Consider the following 26,158-nt stretch of genomic DNA (forward strand, 5'->3'; position numbering starts at 1 on the left):
TACCCACGCCATATTGCCACTCGATTGCGAGTAAAGAATTAGTCGGGGCTCGCCCACGGCGCGGGCGACGGGGACGACTCGGGCGCCACGGAGACGTTCGTCTGGTAGGTCACGCGGTCGTCCCGCACGGTGACGTCCACGGTCGCGCCGTAGAGCGCCGGCACCGCCGTCGGCGACCCGCTCCCGCGGCTCGCGTACGTCCCGCTCGGTACGTCGGCCTCCGCATCTGGGACGTCCACGACGAACCCGTACCGGCCGCTCGCGTTCCCGCCGTTCTCGACGCTGACGTCGTAGGGCGCGCTGACGTTCTCGGCGAACGTCCAGTTCGCGACCCGCGTCCCGTTGACCGTCCCCTCGGTGACGTCGAGCGCGACGGTCTCGGCGGTCCGCGTGTGCGTCGCCACCAGCGAACCGTTCCGGAACGCGGAGACGTTCGTCGCCGAGCCCTCGTCGATGACCGCGACGCGCCACGACGCACTCCCGTCGGAGACCTCGAAGGTCAGCGGGTCGCCGCTGGCCGGCGTGACGACCGCCTCGAAGCGCCGCGTCTCGTTCACGTCCACGGCCGCCGTCCAATCGTCGGCGCCGCTGTCGTTCGAGAAGTTCCGCGCCGTCGGCTGGGCGATTCGCGTCCCGTTCTCGACGCTCTGGACGGAGGCCGCCGTGATGGTGCCGCTGCTGGCGGTCAACAGCGACGCGTTCGCGTCCCACCGCCCAACGCCGGCTTCCAGCGCCGCGCGCACGGTCGTCGCGTTCGCGTCGTCGTACGTGTTCGCCTCCACGAGCAACCCCCCGACTCCGGCCTCGACGGCGCGCTCGTGGCCGACCACGTCGTCGGTCTCGCCGTGGTTCCGGGTCGCGAGGTTCTCCGTGAACACGACCGCGTTCAACACCAGCGCCAGCACCACGAACGCCAGCGCCAGTCCGAGCCCCGCGACGAGCAACAGCTGGCCGCGGTCCCGGTTCATGTCTCGGGGAGAAGCGGCCGGCGCACAAAAGGATTGTCGCGCTACCCCGTGCGCGCGGTGCTGACGAGCGCGACGCCGACGCCCATCACGACGCCGCCGACGGCGAACCCGGGGCCGAGCGCCTCGCCGAGCAGGAGCGCGCCGAGCACGCCGCCGACCAGCGGCTGCGCGAAGAAGCACGCCGCGACCACGGTCGCCGTGGTGCGCTCGACGCCGCGGTACCAGAGGAACCACGCGGCCGCCGTGCTCGCGACCCCGAGGTACGCGACCGCCCCGACGACGCCCGGCGTGACCGGGACCGTCGCGCCGGTCACCGCGAGTTCGACGGCGGCGAGCGCGCCGAGCATCGGGACCGCTGCCAGCGAGCTGTACGTCGCCGCGACGAGCGCGCCGTGCGTCCGGACGAGGCGCGCGCCGTCCACGGTGTAGGCGGCCCACGCCGCGCTCGCGACGAACAGCACCGCGACGCCGACCGCGTTCCCGCCGCCGATGGAGAGCCCGTACTGGCCCGCGACCACGAGCGCGGTGCCGACGCCCGCCAGCGCCATCCCGACCGTCGAGCGCCACGTCAGCCGCTCGTCGAGCATCGTGACGCCGAGCAGCAGCGTGAACACGGGCGTCAGCATCGTCAACAGCGACCCCTGACTGGCGGTGGTGCGGTCGGTGCCGACGAACTGCGTCGCCAGCGTCAGCGCCACCCACGCGCCCAGCCGGAGGAAGCCGCGGCGGTCCCGCGCGGAGAACGACGGCGACCGACCGAGCGCGCGCAAGGCGGCGTACAGCGCGACGGCGCCGACCACGATTCGGAGGAACGCCAGCGTCACCGGCGGCACGGCCGCGAACCCCCACTTGCTGACGACGTACATCCCGCCCCAGAGGCCGGCGGCGGTCAGCGGCGCGGCGGCGTCCCGGAGTCCCATACTCGCCCCGCAGACGCCCGCTCCCTAAGTCCCATCGAACCCCGGGAGGCTTTACCGACACCGGCCGTACCGCCGGCCATGCGAATCGTCGTGTTGGGCGCGGGGTCGCTGGGGTCGCTGCTCGCGGGCGCGCTCGCCGCGGCGGACGCGGACGTGACGCTGCTCGGGCGCGAGGGCGAGCACGTCCGTCGCGTCCGAGCCGACGGCCTCCGGTTCACGCACCCGGACGGCCGCGAGGAACAGATTCCGCTGGACGCGGCGACCGACCCGGCGGCCGCCGCGGACGCCGACCTGCTCGTCGTCTGCGTGAAGAGCTACGACACCGGCGACGCGCTCGCCGGCGTCGCCGACCACCTCGACGACGCCGACGTGCTCACGCTCCAGAACGGGCTCGGGAACGCCGAGACCATCGCCGAGTACGTCCCCCGGGAGCGCGTGCTCGCGGGGACGACGACCCACGGCGCGGTCCGCGAAGCCCCCGGCCACGTTCGGCACGCCGGCCGCGGCGACACCACTGTCGGCCGCTACTTCGCCGAGAACGACGCCCGCGTCGAGGCCGCCGCGGACTGCCTGACTGCGGCGGGCATCGAGACGACCGTGACCGACGACCCCGAATCGGCGGTGTGGACGAAAGTGCTCGTGAACGTCGGCATCAACGCGGCGACAGCGCTCGCGCGCGTGCCGAACGGCGCGCTCGTCGAGTCCGAGAGCGGCGAGCGCGTGCTTCGGCGCGCCGTCGAGGAGGCCACCGCAGTCGCGCGCGCCGAGGGCGTCGCCGTGCCCGAGGACGCCGTCGAGCGCACCCGGGCGGTCGCCGAGCGCACCGCGACGAACCCCTCGTCGATGCGCCAAGACGTCGAGCGCGGCCGGCGCACGGAAGTCGAGGCGCTGCACGGCGCGGTCGTCCGGCGCGGTGCCACGCACGGCGTGGAGACGCCGGTCAACGAGACGCTCGCGGACCTCGTGCGGCTCGCCGAAGAAAAGTGAACTGCGGGCCGCCTACGACTCGTTGCGGACGATTTCGTAGGAGAACTGCATCGCGTTCTCCGGCATGACTTTCACCGACCAGTCGCCGGACTCGGGGTCGGGGAGCCGGTACTCGAAGGTTTGGCTCTCGCCGCCGTTGGCGTACGTGCCGTCGGTCGCCGCGCGCTGGCGGGAGCTCCCGAGGTCGACGCTCCCGCGGTTGGAGACGCTGACGCGCTCGGCGCTGACCTCCGTGCCGTTCGGCGAAACGAACGTCACGTCGAAGTTCGCGGGCTCGCTGTCCGCGCTCCGGTACCGATTCGCGGACAGGTCGAGGGTGACGTTCTCCGCGTCGTCGCTCACCTCGAACGACGTCTGGAACGGCTCGTCGGGCTGGGTCCACACCTGGAACCGGACGCTGACGCGCTGCCAGTGCGTGGACTGGTCCGAGCGCGCCGGGTCCTTCAGCCCGAGGTCCAGTTCCGCGCGGTAGTCGCCGCGGTCGGCGTCACTCGGCGGCGTCACCGTGACCGAGATGGTCGCGGTCTCGCCGGGCGCAATCTCGTTGGGGGCGCTGATGTCAACCCACGAGCGTTCGAGCGTGTCCCGGTCGTTGTACGGCCGGTACTGGTCCTCGGTGACGAGTTCGGGGCTCACCGGGACCGCCTGGTCGCCGGTGTTCTCCACGACGATCTCGCGGGTGAACGAGTCGCCGGCCTGCACCTGCGAGTGGACGTACGTGTCCGAGACGACGCGGACGTTGGGCTCCTGCCAGACCTCGACGTTCAGGGAGACGCCGTTGACCGGCTGGGCGGGCCGCCCGGGGTAGGAAATCGTCTCGTTCGTGAGCGCGATTGTGCCGCCGTAGCGGTTGAGCTCGGCGCCCTCGGGGACCGAGACGGTGACCTCGAACTGGCGCTCCTCGCCGGCGCCGATTTCGAGGTCGGAGCTCCCGATGGAGACCCACGACTCCTTGACGGGGCGCTCCCCGCGCGGCGGCACGAACAGGTGCGGGGAGATGGTCACGGTCTCGTCCTCGCCGTTCTCGACGGTTATCGTGACCGTGTCGCTCTCGCCGGGCTTGAGCCGGAGGCTGCGGTACTGTTCGTCGACGTACAGTCGCGTGTAGTTCGTCGCGCCGTCGGACTGCTGGGCCGCGTCCGCGTCGGTGTCTGCTGCGGGCGCGGGCGAGTCGGCGGCGGGGCTGTTCGGCTGGGCGAACGCCGTCGCGCCCGCTGCCGAGACGACGAGCACGGCAGCGACGGCGACGGCGGTGATGGTTCGCGCGTTCATGTGTAGCTGCCAGTCCCGGCAGCGCTGTCGCTGTGTCGCGGTACCAATCAGGGCTCGCGGGGACCAGCGTGCGTACTGTCGGGAGTTCGACTATTAGTAGTTCGGTTAGGTCAAACGCCCGTAGAACGTGCGACAGGCTCTTGTAGGTGCGACGGTCGTCCGACGTCAGGCCTCGCTCGGACGCGGGCAGTCGTAGGTGTCGCGGACGGTGTCCGCCAGCACCGAGTCCTTGTGCAGGACGAGATAGACGATGACGAAGTCGTGCTCGAGCGGCCGGAAGACGAACACCTCGTGCTCGCAGTCCTCCTCCTCGTCGAGGCGGTCGACCAGCGGCTCAAGCGGGAGTGCGCCGGTCCGTATCTCCTCGAAGACGTCGCGCTCGCCGGGCTGTTCGGCGAACGCGTACACCGCGCCGTTCGGTTCGCCGTCCGCGCTGAACGTCGGGCGGCCCTGCACGCCGGCGCCCTCCTGTCGGGCCTGCTCCATCGTGTCGAGGGCGGCCTCGAACAGCCCCGTGACGGCGTCGGCGTACGTGAACAGCGTGCGCTTGCGGACGTCGACGGCGGCGAAGCGCGCGTCGCCGTCGTCCCACGCGAGCGTGGCGTCGACGAGGTAGCCGGGTCGGAGCGCGTCCACGTCCTCGGCGAGGTCGTCGTAGCCGGTGGCGGCGACGCGGACCGGCTCGTGGTCGGCGCGGTCGAGCAACAGGAGGTCGTCGGCGTGCCCGGGGGCGGCGCCGAGCACGCGGAACGTGCTCTCCGTCGTAGTCTCCATGCGCCGGGATTGCGCGCGAGAAGGGATAAGGGCGTCCGTCCGCGTCAGTCCGCGGAGACGCGGCCGGCGTCGTCGCCGTTGGCGGCGCGGCGGCGCTCGGTGTCGACGACGCGGAGGTCGCCGTCCAGCGTCACGTCCATCGCTTCGTCGTCCAGCACGATGGTCACCGTCACTCGGGTCGGGTCGGCGTCGTAGGTGGTCGAGGCGTCGGTCACGCACCACGGGAGCGTCCAGTGTTTCCGTGTGTCGAGTTCGACGCCGTGGTCGGCGTGGAACGCCACCACCGCGGAGTTGTCAAGGAGGGAGAGGCCGACCGGCGAGGTGATGGTGTGCTGGCACTGCCGGCACGTGTGGTCGACGCGCACGTCCAGCCCGAGCGCGTCCTCGTCGTCGGGGACGACGTTCGTGTCCACGCGGCCACCGCACTCCGGGCAGACGCCGTCGGCGGCCAGACAGTGGAGGTGACGCACGCGCTGGTCGAACGCCGCCTCGATTTCGGTCGTCGAGCGGTCGCGGAGCCCTCCCGGAGGGAACGCGTACCGCCCGTAGACGCTCTCGCAGTCCGCACACCGGACGGTCAGGCGCTCGTCGGCGTACGCCGCTTCCAGCGAGCCGCCGCAGTCGAAGCACTCGCCGGTCACCGGGAACTCCAGTTCGACGCGCTCCGTGAACGTCCCCGCGAGGATGGCGCGCACGACCTTCTCGCCGGCGTACTGGAACTCGTAGCCGCCCTCGACCTGCCGCACGAAGTGGTCGGTGAGCTTCGAGAGGTGGTAGTTGAACTGCGCGCTGTCCTTCATGCCGACGCGCTTGCGCAGGTCGGAGAACGCGACCGGCTGGTCGGGCGCCAGCCACAGCTCCTGGAGGATGGTGATTCGGGTCTCGTTCCCGAGCAGCGCGAACGCCTCGGCGGGCGGCAGGCTGTCGTCGAGACTGCCGTCCGGGTCGAGGGGCGCGCCGTCGAGGGGCGTGTCGGAGCCGCTCATGCCCACACGTACGCGGACTCCCGGCATAAACGCTGGCAAAGCCGCGACTCAGGCGACTTGGACGGCCAGCGCCGCCGCGGCCGCCGTCGCGAACACGCCGAGGGCGAACAGCCCGACGTTCCAGCCGGTGCTGTCGGCGGTCGTCACTCCCAGCGAGTAGCGCTTGCTCGACGCCGGCCACAGCGCGGCGACGCCCATCGGCGTGAGCGCGTCCGCCAGCAGGTGCGCGAGAATCGCGAACGCCGCGGCCCCGCCGGCCCCGACGGCGAGTACGACTGCCTGCGCTGGTGCAACCGCGAGGCCGGCCGGGCTCGCGAGCAGCCACGCCGCGCCGCCGGCGGCGACGCCGACGACGCCCGCGAACAGCAGCGTGTGGGTGACGCCGCGGTGCGAAATCAGCGGGAGGTCGTGGTCGGCGTCGGGCAGCGGCGTCAGCGCGAGCACGACCGCCAGCCCCGCTCCGGCCGCGACGACGCGGTCCAGCGACCCCAGCACGAACAGGACGGGAGCGTACGCGAGCAACGCGACGCCGTAGTGACCACTCCGGTACACAGTGGGTCCTCGGGCCAGAGCAAGTAGAGCGTTCCGAGCGTCAGGGCTGGCGCACGAGCAACACCGCACCGGCGACGAACGCCAGCACGTACGCGGGGTGGCCCTGCGCGTACGCCACCACTTCCGGGAGCGCCGTGCTCACGTCGCCGGTCGCGACCGCCGCGTCCAGCGCGTGGTCGGGCGCCTGCGCCCACAGCCCGAAGTGTGCAATCGCGGCGAGGCCGAACACCACGCCGATGAGCTGGTACGCCCGTCCCGCGAGCGCGTTCCCGAGCGTCTCCGTGATTCCCATGCGTGAGTGGTGGCGCCGCCGGTAGAAAAACCGTGCGCAGTCGCGCGGCTCGCGGCTCGAAGTCTACCGGGTACGCATAGCGGGCGCTGCGTCGCGTCGCGTCTCAAAGAAAGTAAACGTCGGCCGTCACTGAGAGCGACGGCGGATAGGACTTAGTTGCGGACGAGGTTCGTCGCGCGCGGGCCCTTCGGGGAGGACTCGATGTCGAACTCGACTTCCTGACCCTCTTCGAGGTCCGGACCGCCGACGTCCTCCATGTGGAAGAACACGTCCTCGTCGTCGTCCACGTCGTCGCTGTCAGTCGAAATGAAACCGTAGCCGCCAGTGTCGTTGAAGAAGTCAACCTTGCCTTCTGCCATTACAAACAACCGTAGGGCCGCTCGCGGGATAACCCTTCCGAGAGTCGAGTTACCACGACCCCCCGGTGGACGTTCGTCGCCGGCGTCGCCGTCAGCGGCGCCACTCGACCACTGTTAAGGGCGTCCGCGAGCGAGCTACCGGCATGTCAGCGTTCGAGGCGCGCACCCGCGAGTGCCAGCAGCGGCTCCGGGAGCGCGGCGCCGGCGGCGTCGTCCTGTTCCCGAGCCCGAACCTCTACTACCTCGGCGGCTTCCGCGAGGAGCCCGGCGAGCGCCACTTCTTCCTGTTCGTGCCCGTGGAGGGCGACCCGGCGTTCGTCGCGCCCGAGCTGTACGGCGACCAGCTCCGGGCGGCGACGTGGGTCGAGGACGTCCGGCTGTGGGGGGACGCCGAGGACCCCACCGAACTGGTCGCCGAAGCGGCGAACGACCTCGGGATGACCGACGGAGAACTGCTCGTGGACCCGACGATGTGGGCGCGGTTCACGCAGGACCTCCGCGCGACGCTCCCGGACGCGACGTGGGGGCTCGCCGACGAGGTGCTCGGGCCGCTGCGCGTGCGGAAGGACGACGCCGAACTGGACGTGCTCGGGCGCGCCGCGGACGCCGCCGACGCCGCGATGGCGGACGTCCGCGACCTCGGCGCGGACGCGATTGGAATGACCGAGCGCGAACTCGCGGGCTTCGTCGAGGACCGCCTCGCCGCGCACGGCGGTGACGGCACCGCCTTCGAGACCATCGTGGGGAGCGGGCCGAACGGCGCGAAACCCCACCACCACCGCTCCGAGCGCGAGGTCGAGCGCGGCGACCCCGTGGTGTTGGACTTCGGGACGCGCGTGGACGGCTACCCCAGCGACCAGACGCGCACGGTCGTCTTCGACGGCGACCCACCGGCGGAGTTCGAGCGCGTCCACGAGGTCGTTCAGGAGGCCCAGCAGGCCGCGGTCGAAGCGGTCGAACCCGGCGTGTCCGCGGAGGACGTAGACGCCGCCGCGCGCGAGGTCATCGCCGACGCCGGCTACGGCGAGGCGTTCGTCCACCGCACGGGCCACGGCGTCGGCCTCGACGTCCACGAGGAGCCGTACATCGTCGAGGGCAACGACCGCGCGCTCGCGGAGGGGATGGTGTTCTCGATAGAGCCCGGCGTCTACCTCGGCGGCGAGTTCGGCGTGCGAATCGAGGACTTGGTGGTCGTCACAGAAGACGGCTGTCAGCGGCTCAACGACACGCCCCGGGGCTGGCGCGCGTAGCGCTGGGGCCGCGAGCCCGTATTTCGCTCCGAAATAGTTGCGCTTTTGTCCGGGCCACGCCGACCACGAGGTAGTCGTGGTCCCGAACCCGTTCAGTCGGCTCCTCCGCGAAATCGGGCTGGCGCTGGCGCGCCTCGGCCTCATCTCCGAGGAGCGCGCGCGCCGGACGTCGGAGCTGGCGTGGCCCCGCATCGTCACCGGCGTCGCGCGCATGTCCAAGAGCGCCGCGGACGTCGCGATGGTCGGCGTCGTCCTCGGGGGGACGGCCATCGCGGGCGTCGGGTACGCCGGCCCGTTCTGGGGCGCGGCGTTCAGCCTCGGCGGCGGGCTCGCGGCCGGGACCATCGCGCTGGTCTCCCAGCGGTTCAGCGCCGAGGCCTACGACGAACTCGGGCAGGCGATTCGGTCGAGCACGCTGCTGGTGTTCGCGACGACGCTCCCGGTCGCCGCGCTGTTCTACCTCTTCCCCGTCGAGCTCATCGACCTGCTGACCGACGACCCGGTCGCGGTCGCGTACGGCGCCGACTACCTCCGCGTGCTCGCGTTCGGCGTGCCGTTCGCGGGCCTCAACCTCGTCGGCAGCCGCGCGCTCATCGGCGCCGACGACGCGTGGACCGCGATGGTGTTGCGCGCGGGCGGCGCGGTCGTCAACGTCGGCCTGAACGCCGTGTTCATCTTCGCGCTCGGCTGGGGCGTCGAGGGCGCGGCGCTGGGGACCGTCGTCAGCAACGTCGTCATCGTCGCGGCGTTCGTCGTCGGCATCACGCGCGGCCGCCTGCCGCTGGTCGGCGCGTTCCCCGTCACCGTCTCGCCGTTCGGCGGCTACTGGGACCGCGAGACCTGCAGGGACGTTGTCACCATCGGCCTCCCCGTGGTCGGCCGCAACTCCGTCTGGACGGGCGCGCGCTTCCCCCTGCTGGCGTTCGTCGGCCTGATTAGCTCCGAGGCCGTCGCGGCGTACGTCGTCACGCGGCGCATCTGGGGCATCATGAACGCGCCCGGGTGGGGGTTCGGGCTCGCGGCGTCCAGCCTCGTCGGGCAGGAACTCGGGAAGGGCGACGAGTCCACCGCGGAGGCGTACGGCCGCGAAATCGTCGTGTTCTCGGTCGCCACGTACGCGCTGTTCGCCGCGCTCGTCGCGGTCTTCGCCCGGGACATCGTCGTGTTGTTCGTCGAGGACCCCGCCTCCGCGAGTGTCCCCATCGCGGTCGGGATGGTGTACGCGGCCGCGCTCGCCATCATCCCGCAGGGCGTCACCGCGGCCGTCGCGGGCGCGCTCGACGCCACGGGGGACACGCGCTGGCCGTTCTACAGCCGCGTCTTCGGGATGTTCGGGCTGGCGATTCCGCTCGTCTACCTCGGCGCCACCACGTCGCTGGGCATCTTCGGGGTCTACCTCGCGTTCTTCGCGGAGACGGTCGCGCCCGCGGTCATCAACTACTACCGCTTCGCGACCGGGAAGTGGAAGGCCATCAGCCGCGGCTACCGGCCCGAGGCGGCCGCCGACGACTGACCGGTCGGACTTCTGGGTGCGCTCGACCGGGCGGCCGGCGCCCAGCGAAAGAAATACAAACTAGATTGTTCTAACTCAACTTAGTCTGATGACAGCGACAGAGACCGTCCACGACCGCGTCGACTTCGCGACCGAGAGCCTCACGCCCGCCCAGATAGCCGCCGGGCTGGCGTTCGTCGCGCTCGCGGGCTTCGCGCTCCTGTTCGCGCAGGACCCGATGGTCCACGACGCGATGCACAACTTCCGCCACGCGGCCGGCGTCACCTGCCACTAGCGATGCTGTACGACTACCTGAAGCGCGGGACGAAAGCCGGCGCCGTCGGCGGCCTCGCGTACGGGCTGTTCGTCGCGTTCGTCGGGAACGCCCTCGTCGCGTTCGCCGAGACCTTCGAGGGCGGCCACTCTCACGCGCCCGCCGTCCCCGCGGCCGCGACGCAAGCCGTCAGCGTCGCCGCCGGCGTCGCCTTCGGCGTCCTGCTCGGCGCGGTCGCGTTCGGGGTCGCGTACTACTTCCTCGAACCCGCCATCCCCGGCGCCGCCGACACGAAGCGCTACGTCCTCGCCGCCGCCGGCTTCCTCACCGTCTCGGGCGCGCCGTGGGTCCTGTTCCCGCCGCAGCCGCCGGGCGTCTCCCAGTCGCTGCCCACGGACGCGCGACTGCTGTGGTACGGCGCCATGATGGTCACCGGCGCCGTCGCGTCGGCCGCCGCGGTCTACGCGTACCGCCGCGCGAGCCGCGCGTTCCCGACGCCCGCCGCCGCAGTTCTCGCGCTCGCGCCGCTGGCGCTCGTCCCCGCCGTGGCGCTGCTCGCGCCCGCTAACACGGTCACGAGCCCGGTCCCGGACGCGTTCGCCAGCGCGTTCCGCGCCGTCACCGCCGTCGGCCAGCTCGGCCTCTGGGTCGTCACGGCGAGCGCGCACGTCTGGCTCGGGCGCCGCGCCGACGACGCCTCGCACGCCGACCGCGAGGAAGCGCCCGACGCACAGCCGCTCGGCGCGCGATGAACGAGCGCACCTCGGAGGTGCTCGCGGAGGGGTTCACCGACCTCGTGGTCGTCTGCACGAACGACCGCGACGCCGACTACGCCTGCTGCGGCGGCGTCGGCGGCGACGAGGTCGCGGCGGCCGTCCGCGAGTGGCTCCGCGAGCGGGACGCCTTCTGGACGCACGTCTACGTCGTCGAGACGTCCTGCCTCGGCCTCTGCAGCAGCGACGGCGCCGCGCTCGCAGTCCAGCCGCGCAACGAGTGGTACTCCGGCGTCGCCGCCGACGAGGTGCCGGCGCTGCTGGCATCGGTGTTCGGCGCGGACGCCACCGACCTCGGCGCGCCCGCCTGAGAAGAGCCGTGGGGGGGAGTCGAACCCCCGACCGGTCGATTACAAATCGACTGCTCTGGCCACTGAGCTACCACGGCGCGCGTCGCCACTTCGACGTACAGGCAACGACGAAATAACCCCTTTGATACCCGCCGGGTTCGCCGGTCGGGACCGCCCGCGGGGGCGCGAAGAGTACGGCATTTACGCCACCGCCACCTTCTCCGGGTATGGTCGCGCCGCTCGCCGTCGACATCGACGGCACGCTCAGTCGCCCGGACCGCTCCATCGACAGCCGCGTGCTGGACGTGCTCCGGGAGTGGGACGCGCCGGTCGTCGTCGCCACCGGGAAGGCGCTGCCGTACCCGGTCGCGCTCTGCCAGTTCGTCGGCGTCGAGGAGCGCGTCATCGCGGAGAACGGCGGCGTCGCGTACGTGAACGACGAGCTGTTCTACTTCGGCGACAGGGACGCCGCCGCGGCCGTCCGCGAGGGGTTCGCGGACGCGGGCTTCGACCTCGGCTGGGGCGAGTCGGATCTGATGAACCGCTGGCGGGAGACCGAACTCGCGGTGAGCCGCGAGCGCCCGCTGGACGTGCTGACGGACCTCGCCGACGAGCACGGCCTGAGCGTCGTGGACACGGGGTTCGCGTACCACGTGAAGGCCACCGAGCCGAGCAAGGGCGCGGCGCTGGAGGTCGTCGCGGCGGAACTCGGCTACGAGCCCGCGGACTTCGCAGCGGTCGGGGACTCCGCGAACGACGTGGAGCTGTTCGGCGTTGCCGGCGAGTCGTACGCCGTGGCGAACGCCGACGACGCCGCCCGCGGCGCCGCCGACGTGGTGCTCGACGAGTCGTACGCCGACGGCTTCCTCGAAGCCGCGCGCCGCGTCCGCGGCGAGTAGCGAATCGGGGAACCGTTTAGTGGCGCCGGACGAACCCCCGGACATGGACTTGGCCGCGCGGCTCGCGGACGCCCCCTCGCCGACGATGACGATGCTGCCCGACGGGAGCATCGACCGACGGTTCGGCGTGCTGAATCGGGGCCACGCCCCGGAGAGCCGCGAGGCGTTCGTCCGGGAGCTGTCGGGCGGCCAGCGCTCGTTCGTCACCGAGCACCGCGGCGTCGAACCCGGCGGGCAGGCCGTCAACGCCGCGATACAGGGCCACGAGCTCGGCGCCGACGTCGCCCTCTACGGCCACCTCGACCACGAGGTGTTCGGCGTACTCGACGCGGACGCGCACTCGATGGGTGCGCCCGCGTCCGTGAACGTCTACGAGTTCGAGGACGCCGCGATGATGCTCACCACCGAGTCCACGGACATCCGCACGTGGACGTACGACGACCTCGTCGCCGCGGGCGGCGAGACGGCGCTGGACGCCGACGCCGTGGTGTGGACGAACTGGTCGTCGCTGGCGAACTCCACGGACGCGCTCCGTCGCGCGGCCGACCGTCCGGGCGAGGGCGGCGTGCTCGTCCTCGATCCGGGCGGCGTCGCGGTACGAACGCCCGCCGAGCGCGAGGAGTTCGTGGACGCGCTGGGCGCGCTCGCCGGCCGCTACAGCGTCGTCGTCAGCGCGAACGACGAGGAACTCGATTCGCTGGCGTCGGCGGTCGGCGTCGAGAGCGGCGTCACCGAGCAGGCCGAGAGACTCCGCGAACTCGCGGGCGTCACGGGGGTCGTGATGCACGGGGACGAGCGCGCGGTCGCCGCCACGCCCGGGGGCGTCGTCGCCGCGCCGAACTTCGAGACGGCGGACGTCTCCCGGTTCACGGGCGCCGGCGACCGCTTCTCGGCGGCGCTGGGGTTCGCGCGAGCCTGCGAGTGGGACTGGGGGCCGTCGCTCCGGTTGGCGAACGCGTGCGCGTCCTTCTACGTCGGCACGGGGCTGACCGGCGACCGCGCCGCCATCGCGGAGTACGCCGCCGAGGCCGCGACGCTCTCCGGCGGGAGCCACAACGATTAACGGCGAGTGTCCCGATAGAATTGCTGATGAGCGGTGACGCGAGGCGCTCCGGCGGCGCGCCCGCCACGGGTGGACGCCGCGAGGGGGCGACGCTCGTTCTCGGCGACGCGGACCACGACGCCGCCTGTCGCCGGCTCGCCGGAGACAGCCCCGACTCAGCGTACCGCATCCGCGCGACCACCGACGCCGCCGGCGGGCGCTGCTGTGCGGACGTCGCGGACCTGTACGACACCGGGGTCTACGACGACCTCGCGCTCTCGGAGGCGGGCGTCGTGGTGTCGGACACGATTGCGAACCTCGACGCGGCGGCCGGCCGGCTCGTCGTCTGCGTGGACGGCCTGCCGCGCCCGACCGACGAGTCCGGCCGCCGCCAGCTCCTCCAGTTCCTCCACGCCGTCACGCACCGCGTCGCGGACGCGGACGGCCGCTGTCACGTCCACCTCGCCGCCGACGCCGACGACGACCTCGCGGCGGTCGTCGAACCGCTGTTCGAGACGGTCGTGGACGCCAGCGACTAGTCGTCGGCCGCGAGGTCGTCGGCGCGGTCGTCCTCAAACTCCGCGCTCTCGGGCACGTCGCTGGTGTCGTGGACGCCGACCGGCGGGAGGTTCACGTCCGCGGCCGGCGACGCCGAGAGGTCCGTGTCGGCGTCGATGTCCTCCATCTCACCGTCGGCGTCGCGGGCGTCCTGGTCGATGCGCATCGAGCAGAACTCCGCGCCGCACATCGAGCAGAAGCGCGCGTCCTCGTAGTTGTCCCCGGGCAGCGTCTGGTCGTGGTAGTCGCGGGCGCGCTCGGGGTCGAGCGCGAGGTCGAACTGCCGGTTCCAGTCGAAGTCGTAGCGCGCCTCCGAGAGCGCGTCGTCCCAGTCCCGGGCGCCCGGGAGGCCCGCCGCGACGTCGCCGGCGTGCGCGGCGATGCGGTAGGCGGCCATCCCGTCCCGCACGTCCTCGGCGTCCGGGAGGCCGAGGTGTTCTTTCGGCGTGACGTAACACAGCATCGCGGCGCCCGCGCGGGCCGCTTCCGTGGCGCCGATGGCGCTCGTGATGTGGTCGTAGCCGGGCGCCACGTCGGTCACGAGCGGCCCGAGGACGTAGAACGGCGCGCCGTCGCAGACCTCCTGCTGGCGCTCGACGTTCTCCCGAATCTCGTCCATCGGGACGTGGCCCGGTCCCTCGACCATCACCTGGACGCCGTGGTCCCACGCGACCCGCGTGAGTTCGCCGAGGGTGTCCAGCTCCGCGAACTGGGCGTCGTCGCCGGCGTCGGCCAGCGACCCCGGCCGGAGGCCGTCGCCCAGCGAGAACGTCACGTCGTGCTCGCGGAATATCTCGCAAATCTCCTCGAAGTGCGTGAACAGCGGATTCTGCGCGCCGTTCTCCTCCATCCACTGCGCGAGAATCGACCCGCCGCGGGAGACGATGCCGGTGGTGCGGCCGTCCGTCAGCGGGAGGTGTTCGGCGAGCACGCCCGCGTGGACGGTCATGTAGTCGACGCCCTGCTCGGCCTGCTTCTCGATGACGTCCAGCAGGAGGTCGGGCGTGATGTCGGCCACGTCGTCGACGCGCGTGACGGCCTCGTAGATGGGGACCGTCCCCACCGGGACCGGCGAGTGCTCGATTTGCATCTCCCGGATTTCGTCGAGGTTCGCGCCGGTCGAGAGGTCCATCACGGTGTCCGCTCCATAGTGGACCGCCGTGTGGAGCTTCTGGAGTTCCTCCTCGCGGCTGCTGGTGGTCTCGCTGTTCCCGATGTTGGCGTTCACCTTCGTGGCGAACTCCCGGCCGATTATCATCGGGTCGAGCGAGGCGTGTTCGTGGTTTTTCGGGACGACGGCCTGCCCGTCGGCGACCTGCTGGCGGACGAACTCTGGGTCGCGGTTCTCGCGCTCGGCGACTCGTTCCATGGCGGGCGTGACCGTCCCGTCGCGGGCGTGTTCGAGCTGCGTCGGCATAGATAACTAGGTTGTAAAACTAGGTAATAAAACGTGGTGGTGGCCCGGGCCGAGACGCGCGAGCGCGGGAGAAAGCGGGTCCTCAGGCGTGCGGTTCGAACACTTCCTCGTGGAGCCGGTCGGCGACCGTATCGAGCAGCGTCTGGAGGTTCTGGGTGTCGTAGCGGTTGTACTCCACGAGCCGGTCGAGGGCGGCCTCGTCGCCGTCCTCGTAGCGGTGCCAGAGCCGCACGGCCTCGCGGCCGTCGACGTCCATCCCGCCGCGGTCGATGCCGAGGTCCTGCTCGACCTGCTTGAGCCCGCCCGTCAAGTCGAGGCGGCGACAGAGGTACATCAAGTCGAGGTGCGGGGCATCGAGTTCCACGTCGTAGTTGTGCTCGACGAACGGCTGGTCGAAGCGCTTCCCGTTGAACGACACCACGAGCGAGGCGTCAAGCAGTTCCGCGAGGTTCTCGCTGGTGAGGTCGTCGCCGCGCACGAGCGTCTTCGTGCTGTTGCCGCGGTGGACGCTCACCGTCGTCACGTCACTGGAGCGCTTGTCGAGACCGGTGGTCTCGATGTCGAAGTACGCCACGTCGTCGGCGACGTTCTCGTAGAGCCGCCAGAGCGCGTTGTTCGGGAACGCCTCCGCGAAGAAGTGGGTGTCGCCGGCGTCCAGCGCCGCGCGGGCGTCGTCGATGAACGCGTGGACGTTCTCGGCGGTCGCCTCGCCGACGCCGGGGGCGCTGGCGTCGAAGTCGTCCCAGTGCGTGACGCCGTGCTCCCAGAGCCGCCGCTCCGTCGTCTCACCGACGCCGGGCGCGGGGATGAACGAGTTCTCGACGCGCATACTACTCGGTGGACGCCTGCGGTACAAAGGCGTCGCGGTCCCGCGGTCGCGCCTATCAGTCGAGGGCTTCCCGCACGAACGTCTTGACGCCGCGTCGGAGGCGCTCGCTGGCCGCCTGCGGGGAGACGTCGAGGTCGTCGGCGACGTCGGACAGCGACGCCTGCCGGGGGACGTCGTAGTAGCCCAGTTCGGCCGCGGTCACGAGGGCTTCGCGCTGTTTCGCGGAGAGGCCGTACTCGTCGCCGAGCGCGCTCTCGGTGTCGCTGTAGACGCCGCGCAGCGTGGCGTCGACGCCGCGGGCCTCCACGCGCGGCCGGAACTCCGAGAGGCTCTCCCGGTCGGGGAAGCGGAGTCGCGCGTCCACGCCGTCCGCCGAGGAGGTGACGTCGAGGCGCGAGGCCTCCATGCGGTCGTCCACCGGGTACAGCGAGACGGGCGTCTGCTCGCTGACCGCGACGCGGTAGAGCCGGTGGTCGCCGGCGTCCTCGACGAGCGTGTACTCCGCGACCGTCTCGTCGCGCCCGAGGGCGGCCTCGAACTCGTCGAGGTCGCCGTCCGACGCCCACACGAACAACACGGGCTCGTCGGGGTCGGCGGCGACGGCCTGTTCGACGTCGAGACGGACGTCGCTCTCCTCCAGCGACGACATCAGCGGCAGTCCCGGGTGACGGAACGTGAATTCGGCGATGACCCCCACGTCCTCACCGAGAACCCGCTCACGGATATATCAAACGGCTGTTATTATTCACGATAATTAGGGCGGCGGAGTGGACGGACGTTGCAGAAACGGGCCACGGCCAGCCCGCGTGACTACGAACGTCGAATCGTGGGACTGCGACGGCCCTGAACCTCATCCCTTCCCAGTAATGGATTCAAGTACGGGTGGCGAGCACGACCTCTCTGGTCGCTGTCTCGTCGCCGCCCGTTCGGCGGAAGGCTTCAGTTCGTGCGCCCCCTAGGTCGCGGCGTGCGTCGCATCGCCCTCGCCGTCGTCGTCGGCGTCCTCGCGCAGGCCGCGCTCCTCGCTGTCGTCTCCGGGATGCCGCACCACCACCCGAGCACCGCGACCCTCGCGTTCCGCGTGGTCACGGTCGGCGGCGTCGGCGGCTTCGTCGCGGCGACCGTCGCCGGGCGCGCGCCGTTCCGCACGGCCACCGCGACCGGCAGCCTCGCCGGCGCCGGCGTCGGCGCGTCGTTCTGGTGGCTGTTGTTCTACGGCGACACCACCGGCGTCTTCCACCACCTGCACTACGCGCTCGCGACGACGACCGCGCTCGTAGACCCGCTCGTCGCCGCACCCCGGGTCCTCGCTGCGAGCGTCGCGCTCGCCGTCGCCGCCGCATTCGCCGCCGGCGGGCTCGTCGGCGGCTACGCGGCGGACCGCCGCCCGTAGTCACGCCGTCGCCGCGCGCGACGCCACTAGTCCGCCCAGCCACGTGCCCACGAGTCCGACGACCGTGCCCGCTGGCTCGCCGGCGACCGCGCGCACGCCGGTCGAAACGAGCAGGTAGCACGCGCCGACCGCGCCGCAGGCCGCCAGCGCCCACGCGACGCCCGCGAGCCGGCTGTCGAGGCGCTCGGTCCACGAGTCCGCGTAGACGTTCGGGACCGCGACGCCGGTGAGAATCACGAGCGCGAACGCGTCTCGCTCGCCCGGCACGTGCGAGAACAAAAGCGAGACGGCGGCGAGCGCGACGGCGACCGACGCGGCCGTCACCGCGAACTCGACGCTGCCGAGCCACGACCGGAACCGCGCGAGCGCGTTCATACCGTCCAGTTTCGCGCCGGCGGCTTCAACGTAGCGGCGAGTCGCGCGGCGCGCGGTGAGACCGCAACGCGTTAGGGGCGGAGGCGTCGTACGTGGTGACGGTATGACGCTACTGTCCGCCGACGCGGTCGTCTGCGACGCCGAGCGGGTCATCGAGGACGGCGCGGTCGTCGTCGCCGGCGACCGCATCGAAGCCGTCGGCGACCGCGGGGACCTCGCGGACGCGTACCCGGACCACGAGCGCGTCGAGTGCGACGTGCTCGCGCCCGGGCTCGTCGGCGCGCACGTCCACTCCGTGCAGAGTCTCGGCCGCGGCATCGCCGACGACGAGGAGCTACTGGACTGGCTGTTCGACCACGTCCTCCCGATGGAGGCGTCGATGGGCGCCGACGAGATGCGCGCGGCCGCAGACCTCGCGTACCTCGAACTCATCGAGTCGGGGACGACGACGGCCATCGACCACCTCTCGGTCGCGCACGCCGAGGAGGCGTTCGACGCCGCCGCCGACGCCGGCGTCCGCGCGCTGATGGGGAAGGTCCTGATGGACAAGGACTCCCCGGACGGCCTGCTCGAAGACACGGACGCCGCGCTCGCCGAGACGGAAGACCTCATCCAGCGCTACGACGGCACCGACGGCGGCCGCATCCGGTACGCCGTCACGCCCAGATTCGCCGTCTCCTGCACCGAAGCGTGTCTGCGCGGCTGTCGTAACCTCGCCGACGAGTACGGCGTGCGCATCCACACGCACGCCAGCGAGAACCGCGGCGAAATCGAGACCGTCGAGGACGAGACCGGGATGCGCAACGTCCACTGGCTCGATGAGGTCGGCCTCACGGGCGAGGACGTGGTGCTGGCCCACTGCGTGTGGACCGACGAGACCGAGCGCGAAGTGCTCGCCGAGACCGGGACGCACGTCACGCACTGCCCGTCCTCGAACATGAAACTCGCGTCCGGCGTCGCGCCCGTCCGGGACTACCTCGACCGCGGCATCAACGTCGCGCTCGGCAACGACGGCCCGCCGTGCAACAACACGCTGGACGCGTTCACGGAGATGCGGCAGGCCAGCCTCCTCGGGAAGGTCGAGGAGCTGGACCCGACCGCGATTCCCGCGCGCACCGTCTTCGAGATGGCGACCCGCAACGGCGCGGCGGCCGCGGGCTTCGACGACGTCGGGAAGCTCCGCGAGGGATGGAAGGCCGACGTGGTGGGGCTCACGACTGACAACGCGCGCTCGACGCCGATTCACGACCCCTACTCCCACCTCGCGTTCGCGGCGCACGGCGACGACGTGACGCTCACGGTGGTCGACGGCGAGATTCTGTACCGGGACGGCGAGCACGTCCGCATGGACGACGCCACCATTCGGGAGCGTGCCCGCGAGTTCGCCGAGGCGTACTGACTACTCGCCGGGCCGGGGGTCGATGTGGTGGGCGGCGTCCGGGGAGACGAGCCGCCCGGAAGGGAGTTCGACCCAGCCGTTCGGCAGCACTCGCGCGGGACCCTCGTGGAGCACGACATCGCCGTCGCGGTCGCCGTAGACGACCGCGTCGTCGTACTCGCGCAGCGAGTCGTCGGGGAACTCGTCCCAGAGCGACGTGGTGGAGACGACCATGCGCGAGACGTCGGCCGCGTTCCACAAAAGCTTCGCCCACAGTTCTATTTGGTAGCCACCCGCACACTGGGTATGGGCTACGCCGAGGAGATATGCGACATCGTCGTCTCGCACGCCGGTCAGAAGGTGCGCTTTTTCGTCCGCATCGACCCCGACACCCGCGAGCAGGACGTCCTCCACGAGCGCGAGGACTTGGAGTGGACCGAGGCGGACGCCGACGCCGCCGACGACGAACTCCAGGAACTCGTCGCGAAGACCGCCTACGAGGCGCAGATGGGCGCCGAGAACGTCACCCAACTCGTGAAGGTCGCCGACGACATGGTGCTGTTCACGGGGTTCATCGAGGACGAGGTGGTCGTCGTCTCCTTCGAGCGCGGGATTCTCGGCGCGCTGCCGGCGATGGTCGGGGAGTTCCGCGAGTACATGCTCGACCACGACGTGGAGTTCACGGCGCTGGCGGCGCCCGAGCAGTCCGCGGACGGCTGAGGGGGCACCACGCTTTTCGGGCCGGCGACCGCACCCCTAGACGTCGATGACCGACAGCGAGCCTGTTCAGTGTCCGATTTGCGGCTGGACCGGGCACGCGCCTGACCTCGACGAGACGCCCTCGGGGTCGGCGTGCCCGACCTGCGGTGAGCCCGTCAGCGCGCCGTCGGCCTGACGGCCAGCCGCGACCTTCTCTCGTTTTTCGCGTCGCTCGGCGTGGACTGCGGCGTCGCCGCGCCGACCTCGAACCAGAGTGACACGAGCGCGGGGCGGCGATAACAACGTTTTCAAGCGCACCGGTCGGAGGTGAGCGTATGGACCGCGGTCTGGCGCCTTGGGTTGTCGGGTTGCTCGTCGTGGCGTCGGTCGCCGCGCCAGCGGCGGGAGCCGGTGCGCCGACCGGCCCGTTCGGCGTCGCACAGGAGGAGTTCGACCCGGACGACGTGACGCTGTCGGCGGCGATCGACGAGGACGGGAGCGCCGCGTGGTCGTTCAAGTACCGGATGGAACTGACCACGGACAACGAGACGCAGGCCTTCGAGGAGCTACAGGCGGACATCGAGGCGAACCGCTCGGCGTACGTCGATCGGTTCCGCACGCGCATCGCATCGACGGTGACGTCCGCGGAGAACGCCACCGGCCGCAACATGAGCGTCGCGAACGTCTCCGTGCGGGCGTTCCAGCAGAGGAGCGCGGAGTTCGCCGACTCCTACAGCTTCGTCGAGTACACCTTCGAGTGGGATGGCTTCGCCGCGACCGACGGCGAGCGCGTCGTCGCCGGGGACGCGCTGGAGGGGTTCTACCTGAACAACGAGACCTCGATGCAGTTCTCGTGGCCGGACGGCTACGCGGCGACGGACGTCGACCCGGTCGCCGACGAGGAGACGGCGACGTCCGTGCGGTGGACCGGCCCAGCGGACTTCGGCACCGGCCAGCCGCGCCTTGTCCTCGAACCGGCGCCGACGACGACCGAGCCGAGCGAGCCCACCGAGACGACGACCGCGGCCGCGTCCAGCGGGGAGAGCGGCGTCGTGCTGCCGGCGCTCGTCGGCGCAGTCGTGGCAGTGTTCGTCGTCGGCGCGGCGGGCTGGCTCTACCTGCGCCGCGAGGACAACGGCGGGGGCGGAGCCGCGGAGCCGACCGACGCCGGCGGCGGTGGCGGCGCCGGTGACGCCGCGACCGGCGTCGAGGAATCCGCCGGGGAGGCGGCCGCGACCGCGGGCGCGGCGTCGGAGACCGAGCCCCCGGAGGAGCTGTTGAGCAACGAGGAGCGCGTCGAGCGGTTCCTCCGCGAGCAGGGCGGGCGCGCGAAACAGCAGGACGTCGTGGAGGCGATGGGCTGGACGGAGGCCAAGACCAGCCAGGTCGTCAAGGAGATGCGCGAGAACGACGACCTGGAGTCGTTCCGCATCGGCCGCGAGAACGTCCTGAAGCTCCCGGACGCCGACGTGAGCGAGGAGTAGCGACCGGACGGCAGCGACGCTTTCTGGGCCAGTTTTCGCCGCTGCGGGCGAACCAGTTCCACGGTGGCCGCAATGCGGCACCTCCTTATGCAATGCGCAAATACTGCCGAGACATGACAGAGAGCGGCCCACTTGACAACATGCTCGCGCAGATGGAGCAGGCGCGGGAGTACGTGGACATCGACGACGGCATCTTCGAGCGGCTGAAGTACCCCGAGCGGACGCTGTCGGTGAGTCTCCCCGTGGAGATGGACGACGGCTCCGTGGAGGTGTTCGAGGCCTACCGCTGCCAGTTCGACGGCGCGCGCGGGCCGTTCAAGGGCGGCATCCGCTACCACCCGACTGTCTCCGAGGAGGAGGTCTCCGCGCTGGCGGGCTGGATGACGTGGAAGACCGCGCTCGTGGACCTGCCGTTCGGCGGCGCGAAGGGCGGCATCATCTGCGAGCCCAAGGACCTCTCCCAGTCCGAAATCGAGCAGCTTACCCGCCGCTACACGGAGGGCATCCGCCGCATCATCGGCCCGGACACGGACATTCCAGCGCCCGACGTGAACACGAATCCGCGCACGATGGCGTGGATCATGGACACGTACTCCGTCTACCAGGGGTACGCCGTCCCCGAGGTCGTCACGGGGAAGCCCCCCGAGGTCGGCGGGACCGCGGGCCGCGTGGAGGCGACCGGCCGCGGCGTCACCATCGTCACCGAGGAGACCTTCGAGTACCTCGGCACGGACGTCGAAGACGCCGACGTCGCCATCCAGGGGTTCGGGAACGTCGGCAGCGTCACGGCGCGCCTGCTCGACGAGCGCGGCGCGAACGTCGTCGCCGTCTCCGACGTGACGGGCGCGCTCTACGACCCCGACGGCCTCGACATCGACGACGTGGGGGCGTACGTCGCGAGCAACGACGGCCGCCTCGAAGGCTACCCGGAGGCCGACCGCATCTCCAACGACGACCTCCTGACGCTGGACGTGGACGCGCTCATCCCCGCGGCCATCGAGGACGTCATCACGGTGGACGTCGCCGAGCGCCTCGAAGCGGACGTCGTCGTGGAGGCCGCGAACGGGCCGACGACGTTCGACGCCGCGAACGTCCTCACGGAGCGCGACGTCCCCGTCGTGCCGGACATCCTCGCGAACGCAGGCGGCGTCATCGTCTCCTACCTCGAGTGGGTGCAGAACAGCCAGCAGTATTCGTGGGAGCTCGAGGAGGTCAACCGCGACCTCGAAGCGCGGCTGACGACGGCGTTCGACGAGATGCTCGCGGCCTACGAGCAGAAGGACATTCCGGACCTGCGGACCGCGGCGTACACCATCGCGCTCGAACGCACCGCGGACGCCCACGAGTACCGCGGGCTGTTCCCGTAGCGAGCGCGCTCAGTTGCGGCGCGTGAACTGCGCGAGCAGGAACGTGACGAGCACGAGCGCACCGAACCCGCCGACGGCGAACCACAGCCCCGCGACCTGCGGCGTGTCCACCAGCTCGGGCGTGAACAGCCAGACGACGGTGGCGACGCCCGCGAACACCAGCGCGTACACGTACGCTCGAACGAGGTCGTAGGCGACGCTCACGCGGTCCATACCCGTCAACTACTGTTGGGAAACTTAGGAGTTCGGATGCGGGTCACGCTTTAGCCGCGGGCAGGCCAACCCGGAGTCGTGAGTGCCAGCGACGCCGGGTCGTTCTACGACCGCCGGGCGCGAGCGGACGACTGCTTCTGCCGGGTCCTCCCGGGATTCGCGCGGCTGTTTGCCGGGGAACGCGCGCCGTGAAACCGCGCGGCGTCGCGGCGACGGCGCGAAAACTCGAAGCACTTTAACGCCAGCGCGGTGACGAGCGTAGTATGACCGACGTAGACGTGGCCATCGTGGGCGGCGGGCCGGCGGGCTCGGCTGCCGCGCGGGCGGCCGCCGAGCGGGGCGCGAACGCCGTCGTCTACGAGAAGGGCGTGCCGCGGGACGACCGCGACCGAATCGGCCCGGACTCGACGGACGCCGCCGGCTTCCTGGACTACTGGCTGGAGGTCGCGGACCTCGACTTCGCGGACATCCCCGAGGACGTCGTCGAGCAGGAGCTCGCGGACGCCGAGTTCATCGGCCCTGACGAGGAAGTCGTCGTGGACCGCACGGGCATCGACGCCGACTACGACGAGTTCGGGTTCACGTTCCACCGCGCGAAGTTCGACGACTGGCTGCGCGAGCGCGCCGAGGACGCGGGCGCCGACTACGTCGCCGGCACGAGCGTCAAGGCCGTGGACACGGACCTCTCCGGGGGCCACGAGCACACGCTGACGCTCGGCGACGGCGAGGAAGTCACCGCGGAGTACCTCGTGCTCGCCGACGGCCCGCAGCGACAGGTCACGATGCGCGTGCTCGACCCGCTGCTTCCCGACGGCAAGCGCGCCAGCGAGGTGCTCAGCCCGCCGTCGGCGAACCACATCGCCTACCAGGAGTACCGCCGGTTCCCCGAGGAGCTGTTCGACGAGGACACGCTGAAGTTCTGGTGGGGCTGGATGCCCGGCGAGACCGCCTACCCGTGGGTGTTCCCGAACCGGGACGGCGTCGCGCGCGTCGGCCTCACGATGCCCATCGGCCTGGACATCGACGACTTCGACAAAAGCGAGTGGCGCCTGCTCCGCGAGGACGACGACCGCATCCCCTCCGGCGACGAGTACCTCCGGCGGCTCCTCGAGGAGCTGTACGGCGACGAGTACGACGTCGAGGAGGACTTCCCGCTCGTGGACGGCCACGGGAAGTCCAACAGCACGGAGACGTACGCCATCTCCTCGACGCGCCCCATCGAGTCCCCGACCGAGGCCGGCATCGCGGTCGTCGGCGGCGCGATGGGCGCGACGTCGTCGTTCCACGAGGGCGGCGACCACGTCGCCCACCGCACTGGGAAGCTCGCCGGCAAGCTCGCCGCCGAAGGAAATCTCGGGGAGTACAACGCCGCGTGGCACGACGCCATCGGCGACGAGATTCGGCGGAACGTCGCGATGGCGGACGTCGTCGCGGAGTTCGGTCCGGCCGACTGGGACAAGACCATCCGCATCACCCGACAGATGCTCGACTCCAGCGACAGCGGGACGATTATCTCGAAGTCGAACGCGCGCTCGGCGGCGGGCGGCCTCCGCCTGTACACGAAGTACAAGCGCGCGAAGTTCCGCTACCGGAAGCGCAAGTACGCCCAGATTCGGGAGTCGGACTACTCGCTGTAGCTCGCCGCGACCGCAACTGGTTCCCCGGGGGAAGCCGAACTCCGGGTATGCTCTCGGAAGGCGAACCCGCGCCCGACTTCGAGTTGCCGAACCAGGACGGCGACACCGTGTCGCTGTCGGACTACGGCGGCCAGTACGTCGTCGTCTACTTCTACCCGCGCGCCGACACCCCGGGCTGCACCACCGAGGCGTGTAGCTTCCGGGACAACTGGGACGAGTACAGCGACCGCGGCGTCCCCGTGTTCGGCGTCAGCGACGACCCCGTCGAGGACCTCAAGGACTTCGCGGAGAAGTACGACCTCCCGTTCGACCTGCTCAGCGACGAGGACGGCTCCGTCTCGACCGCCTACGACTCCTACGGCGAGAAGAACGTCTTCGGCAACGAGGTCGAGGGCGTCTTCCGGAACACGTACGTCGTCGGGCCGGACGGCGACGTCGTCGCGGCGTTCGAGGGCGTGGACCCCGACGAGCACGCCGAGGAAGTGCTCGAAGTCATCGACTAACCCCAGTCGCCGCCGACGCGCTCGACGCCCTGCATCTGCGCGCCGGCGTGCTCGGTGAACACGACTTTCAGATTCTGTTCGGGGACGTCGAAGCGCTCGGCGGCCTCGGCCATCACTGCGGTCGCGAACTCGCGTTTCGTCGCCTCGTCGCGGCCCGCGCGCACGTCCGCCGAGCAGAACACTTGCCGTCCGGCGACCGCGCGGCCCAGCGAGAGGTGGCAGTCGTCGCGCACGACGACCGCGACGTACGACCGGTCCGCGTCCATCGTCTCGACGTACAGGTCGGTGACGGCGTCGGCGAACGCGTCGGCGTCCGCCTCCGAGACCGGGAAGTCGGCGTCGAACTGGAGCAGTGGCACGGCTCCGGCGACGGGCGCCGCCCACGAGTTCCTGTCGGTGCGCGGCGGGCGACTGCCACAAAGCACTTCGGCCGCGCGCAGTTCGCTTCCGAACGCACGATGACTACTACAACCCGCTTTACTGCCCTTCTCGTCGCGCTCGCAGTCGTCGCTAGCGCGACCGTCGGCGTCGCCGCTGCGGCGTCCGACGGGTCGATTTCCGCCGACCCGGCGTTCCCCAGCGGCACGTCGACACACACCGTCACCGCGACCGCCGGCAACGACACCGCCGGTTCGTGGAACGGCTTCGCCGTCGACTACTCGAACTCCGGGGTCGACGCCAGCAACGTCAGTCAGGACGACGTCGTGACGATTGGCATCGACCGCGGCGACGACGCCGCCGGCGACGCGGTAGACGTGAACGTCTCCGACGACCTCGACAGCGTCAGTGCGTCCAACGAGGGCCACCTGTTGACGCTCGGCCTCGGCGGCAGCTACGACCTCGACGCCGGCGACGAAGTGGTCGTCGTCTACGAGGACGCCTACCACCCGATGGTGCAGGGGAGCTGGGAGACGCCACTGGACGTCAATCCGCAGTCCAGCGGCGGCGAGACGACCGCGACGCTGACCATCGAGTCCGCCAGCACCAGCGACGACACGCCGACCACCGAGGGCGACGAGCAGACGTCCGAGTCCACGACTGACGACGCGACGACCGACGGAACGACGGCCGGCACGACCGACGACGGTAGCACGGGCGGGACCTCGTCCGGCTTCGGGCTCGCCGTCGCCGCCGTCGCGATCGTCGGAGCCGCCCTGCTCGCGTCCCGCGACTGA

Annotated in this window: 33 protein-coding genes and 1 tRNA gene; 18 read left to right on the forward strand and 16 right to left on the reverse strand. The window is 71.1% G+C overall.

What is annotated here, in order from left to right:
- Positions 1-38 precede the first annotated feature (38 nt).
- Together HHUB_RS04395 and HHUB_RS04400 are read right to left on the reverse strand one after the other, a co-directional pair.
- The gene (locus tag HHUB_RS04395; RefSeq protein ID WP_059056382.1) at positions 39-968 is read right to left on the reverse strand and encodes a hypothetical protein; all 930 of its coding nucleotides are present in this window, start codon (positions 966-968) and stop codon (positions 39-41) included.
- A gap of 41 nt (positions 969-1,009) precedes the next feature.
- Complete coding sequence (locus HHUB_RS04400) at positions 1,010-1,888, reverse strand: DMT family transporter (RefSeq protein WP_059056383.1); 879 nt, start codon at positions 1,886-1,888, stop codon at positions 1,010-1,012.
- A 78-nt stretch (positions 1,889-1,966) separates the two neighbouring features.
- Between HHUB_RS04400 and HHUB_RS04405 the strand changes: the two genes are divergently transcribed.
- Positions 1,967-2,875, forward strand: a complete 909-nt coding sequence (locus tag HHUB_RS04405; protein ID WP_059056384.1) for a ketopantoate reductase family protein — start codon at positions 1,967-1,969, stop codon at positions 2,873-2,875.
- A gap of 12 nt (positions 2,876-2,887) precedes the next feature.
- Here HHUB_RS04405 and HHUB_RS04410 read toward each other — a convergent pair whose 3' ends face one another.
- The 6 genes from HHUB_RS04410 to HHUB_RS04435 all read right to left on the reverse strand — a co-directional run bounded on the left by HHUB_RS04410 (position 2,888) and on the right by HHUB_RS04435 (position 7,110).
- Entirely contained in the window at positions 2,888-4,147 is a 1,260-nt protein-coding gene (locus tag HHUB_RS04410; RefSeq protein ID WP_059056385.1) for a hypothetical protein, read from the reverse strand.
- A 165-nt stretch (positions 4,148-4,312) separates the two neighbouring features.
- On the reverse strand, positions 4,313-4,921 hold the full coding sequence (locus HHUB_RS04415) for a DUF6663 family protein (RefSeq protein WP_059056386.1): 609 nt from the start codon (positions 4,919-4,921) through the stop codon (positions 4,313-4,315).
- A 44-nt stretch (positions 4,922-4,965) separates the two neighbouring features.
- Positions 4,966-5,907 (reverse strand): winged helix-turn-helix domain-containing protein, encoded by a 942-nt coding sequence (locus HHUB_RS04420; protein ID WP_059056387.1) that lies wholly within the window; start codon positions 5,905-5,907, stop codon positions 4,966-4,968.
- A gap of 48 nt (positions 5,908-5,955) precedes the next feature.
- Positions 5,956-6,459 carry a metal-dependent hydrolase gene (locus HHUB_RS04425; RefSeq protein WP_059056388.1) on the reverse strand — a complete coding sequence of 168 codons (504 nt, stop codon included), beginning with the start codon at positions 6,457-6,459 and terminating at the stop codon, positions 5,956-5,958.
- 40 nt (positions 6,460-6,499) lie between these two features.
- Entirely contained in the window at positions 6,500-6,751 is a 252-nt protein-coding gene (locus tag HHUB_RS04430; protein ID WP_059056389.1) for a hypothetical protein, read from the reverse strand.
- Between the two features lie 152 nt (positions 6,752-6,903).
- Entirely contained in the window at positions 6,904-7,110 is a 207-nt protein-coding gene (locus tag HHUB_RS04435; protein WP_058982123.1) for a cold-shock protein, read from the reverse strand.
- Between the two features lie 143 nt (positions 7,111-7,253).
- Here HHUB_RS04435 and HHUB_RS04440 point away from each other — a divergent pair, with 143 nt between their 5' ends.
- The 5 genes from HHUB_RS04440 to HHUB_RS04460 all read left to right on the forward strand — a co-directional run bounded on the left by HHUB_RS04440 (position 7,254) and on the right by HHUB_RS04460 (position 11,210).
- A complete protein-coding gene (locus HHUB_RS04440) occupies positions 7,254-8,360 on the forward strand; it encodes a M24 family metallopeptidase (protein ID WP_059056390.1) in 1,107 nt (368 codons plus the stop codon).
- Between the two features lie 76 nt (positions 8,361-8,436).
- Complete coding sequence (locus tag HHUB_RS04445; RefSeq protein WP_059056391.1) at positions 8,437-9,873, forward strand: MATE family efflux transporter; 1,437 nt, start codon at positions 8,437-8,439, stop codon at positions 9,871-9,873.
- A gap of 88 nt (positions 9,874-9,961) precedes the next feature.
- Positions 9,962-10,147, forward strand: a complete 186-nt coding sequence (locus HHUB_RS04450; RefSeq protein ID WP_059056392.1) for a CbtB domain-containing protein — start codon at positions 9,962-9,964, stop codon at positions 10,145-10,147.
- Positions 10,148-10,149: 2 nt separating this feature from the next.
- A complete protein-coding gene (locus HHUB_RS04455; protein WP_059056393.1) occupies positions 10,150-10,878 on the forward strand; it encodes a CbtA family protein in 729 nt (242 codons plus the stop codon).
- Positions 10,875-11,210, forward strand: a complete 336-nt coding sequence (locus HHUB_RS04460; protein ID WP_059056394.1) for a (2Fe-2S) ferredoxin domain-containing protein — start codon at positions 10,875-10,877, stop codon at positions 11,208-11,210. Before HHUB_RS04455 ends, HHUB_RS04460 begins: the two co-directional genes overlap by 4 nt.
- Positions 11,211-11,214: 4 nt before the next feature.
- On the opposite strand, the gene HHUB_RS04465 is transcribed toward HHUB_RS04460, so the two are convergent.
- Positions 11,215-11,287 (reverse strand) — tRNA-Thr (locus HHUB_RS04465).
- 129 nt (positions 11,288-11,416) lie between these two features.
- On the opposite strand from HHUB_RS04465, the gene HHUB_RS04470 reads away from it, so the two are divergent.
- Genes HHUB_RS04470 through HHUB_RS04480 form a run of 3 tightly spaced genes read left to right on the forward strand, consistent with a single transcriptional unit; the run spans position 11,417 to position 13,669 of the window.
- Positions 11,417-12,088, forward strand: a complete 672-nt coding sequence (locus tag HHUB_RS04470) for a phosphoglycolate phosphatase (RefSeq protein ID WP_059056395.1) — start codon at positions 11,417-11,419, stop codon at positions 12,086-12,088.
- A gap of 43 nt (positions 12,089-12,131) precedes the next feature.
- Positions 12,132-13,151 (forward strand): carbohydrate kinase family protein, encoded by a 1,020-nt coding sequence (locus tag HHUB_RS04475; protein ID WP_059056396.1) that lies wholly within the window; start codon positions 12,132-12,134, stop codon positions 13,149-13,151.
- Between the two features lie 26 nt (positions 13,152-13,177).
- Positions 13,178-13,669: a DUF7504 family protein gene (locus HHUB_RS04480; RefSeq protein ID WP_059056397.1), complete on the forward strand. Its 492-nt coding sequence runs from the start codon at positions 13,178-13,180 to the stop codon at positions 13,667-13,669.
- Here HHUB_RS04480 and thiC read toward each other — a convergent pair.
- The 3 genes from thiC to HHUB_RS04495 all read right to left on the reverse strand — a co-directional run bounded on the left by thiC (position 13,666) and on the right by HHUB_RS04495 (position 16,631).
- The gene (gene thiC, locus HHUB_RS04485; protein WP_082687166.1) at positions 13,666-15,105 is read right to left on the reverse strand and encodes a phosphomethylpyrimidine synthase ThiC; all 1,440 of its coding nucleotides are present in this window, start codon (positions 15,103-15,105) and stop codon (positions 13,666-13,668) included. The genes HHUB_RS04480 and thiC overlap by 4 nt on opposite strands.
- Before the next feature lie 82 nt (positions 15,106-15,187).
- Positions 15,188-15,934, reverse strand: a complete 747-nt coding sequence (locus tag HHUB_RS04490; protein WP_059056398.1) for a ribonuclease H-like domain-containing protein — start codon at positions 15,932-15,934, stop codon at positions 15,188-15,190.
- A 55-nt stretch (positions 15,935-15,989) separates the two neighbouring features.
- Complete coding sequence (locus tag HHUB_RS04495) at positions 15,990-16,631, reverse strand: helix-turn-helix domain-containing protein (RefSeq protein ID WP_089649754.1); 642 nt, start codon at positions 16,629-16,631, stop codon at positions 15,990-15,992.
- Between the two features lie 270 nt (positions 16,632-16,901).
- On the opposite strand from HHUB_RS04495, the gene HHUB_RS04500 reads away from it, so the two are divergent.
- Positions 16,902-17,327 carry a hypothetical protein gene (locus tag HHUB_RS04500; RefSeq protein WP_059056399.1) on the forward strand — a complete coding sequence of 142 codons (426 nt, stop codon included), beginning with the start codon at positions 16,902-16,904 and terminating at the stop codon, positions 17,325-17,327.
- On the opposite strand, the gene HHUB_RS04505 is transcribed toward HHUB_RS04500, so the two are convergent.
- Positions 17,328-17,702, reverse strand: coding sequence for a hypothetical protein (locus HHUB_RS04505; RefSeq protein ID WP_059056400.1), 375 nt, complete (start codon positions 17,700-17,702; stop codon positions 17,328-17,330).
- Between the two features lie 103 nt (positions 17,703-17,805).
- Here HHUB_RS04505 and HHUB_RS04510 point away from each other — a divergent pair, with 103 nt between their 5' ends.
- Positions 17,806-19,101, forward strand: coding sequence for a 5'-deoxyadenosine deaminase (locus HHUB_RS04510; protein WP_059056401.1), 1,296 nt, complete (start codon positions 17,806-17,808; stop codon positions 19,099-19,101).
- Here HHUB_RS04510 and HHUB_RS04515 read toward each other — a convergent pair whose 3' ends face one another.
- Positions 19,102-19,314, reverse strand: coding sequence for a hypothetical protein (locus HHUB_RS04515; protein WP_059056402.1), 213 nt, complete (start codon positions 19,312-19,314; stop codon positions 19,102-19,104). It lies immediately after the preceding gene.
- Positions 19,315-19,386: 72 nt separating this feature from the next.
- On the opposite strand from HHUB_RS04515, the gene HHUB_RS04520 reads away from it, so the two are divergent.
- The 4 genes from HHUB_RS04520 to HHUB_RS04530 all read left to right on the forward strand — a co-directional run bounded on the left by HHUB_RS04520 (position 19,387) and on the right by HHUB_RS04530 (position 22,630).
- The gene (locus HHUB_RS04520) at positions 19,387-19,800 is read left to right on the forward strand and encodes a hypothetical protein (RefSeq protein WP_059056403.1); all 414 of its coding nucleotides are present in this window, start codon (positions 19,387-19,389) and stop codon (positions 19,798-19,800) included.
- A 46-nt stretch (positions 19,801-19,846) separates the two neighbouring features.
- Positions 19,847-19,975 carry a hypothetical protein gene (locus HHUB_RS17495; protein ID WP_256943875.1) on the forward strand — a complete coding sequence of 43 codons (129 nt, stop codon included), beginning with the start codon at positions 19,847-19,849 and terminating at the stop codon, positions 19,973-19,975.
- A 139-nt stretch (positions 19,976-20,114) separates the two neighbouring features.
- Positions 20,115-21,263, forward strand: coding sequence for a helix-turn-helix transcriptional regulator (locus tag HHUB_RS04525; protein ID WP_059056404.1), 1,149 nt, complete (start codon positions 20,115-20,117; stop codon positions 21,261-21,263).
- A 113-nt stretch (positions 21,264-21,376) separates the two neighbouring features.
- Complete coding sequence (locus tag HHUB_RS04530; protein ID WP_059056405.1) at positions 21,377-22,630, forward strand: Glu/Leu/Phe/Val family dehydrogenase; 1,254 nt, start codon at positions 21,377-21,379, stop codon at positions 22,628-22,630.
- Positions 22,631-22,639: 9 nt separating this feature from the next.
- Here the strand turns inward: HHUB_RS04530 and HHUB_RS04535 are convergent, their stop codons facing one another.
- The gene (locus HHUB_RS04535; RefSeq protein WP_059056406.1) at positions 22,640-22,843 is read right to left on the reverse strand and encodes a hypothetical protein; all 204 of its coding nucleotides are present in this window, start codon (positions 22,841-22,843) and stop codon (positions 22,640-22,642) included.
- A gap of 263 nt (positions 22,844-23,106) precedes the next feature.
- Here HHUB_RS04535 and HHUB_RS04540 point away from each other — a divergent pair, with 263 nt between their 5' ends.
- Entirely contained in the window at positions 23,107-24,480 is a 1,374-nt protein-coding gene (locus HHUB_RS04540; protein WP_059056407.1) for an NAD(P)/FAD-dependent oxidoreductase, read from the forward strand.
- Positions 24,481-24,527: 47 nt separating this feature from the next.
- A complete protein-coding gene (gene bcp / locus HHUB_RS04545; protein ID WP_059056408.1) occupies positions 24,528-24,983 on the forward strand; it encodes a thioredoxin-dependent thiol peroxidase in 456 nt (151 codons plus the stop codon).
- Here the strand turns inward: bcp and HHUB_RS04550 are convergent.
- Positions 24,980-25,342: a tautomerase family protein gene (locus HHUB_RS04550; protein WP_059056409.1), complete on the reverse strand. Its 363-nt coding sequence runs from the start codon at positions 25,340-25,342 to the stop codon at positions 24,980-24,982. The two genes, bcp and HHUB_RS04550, sit on opposite strands and share 4 nt — an antisense overlap.
- Before the next feature lie 99 nt (positions 25,343-25,441).
- Between HHUB_RS04550 and HHUB_RS04555 the strand changes: the two genes are divergently transcribed.
- Positions 25,442-26,158: a hypothetical protein gene (locus tag HHUB_RS04555; protein ID WP_059056410.1), complete on the forward strand. Its 717-nt coding sequence runs from the start codon at positions 25,442-25,444 to the stop codon at positions 26,156-26,158.

This window comes from Halobacterium hubeiense (genome assembly GCF_001488575.1).
GTDB lineage: Archaea > Halobacteriota > Halobacteria > Halobacteriales > Halobacteriaceae > Halobacterium > Halobacterium hubeiense.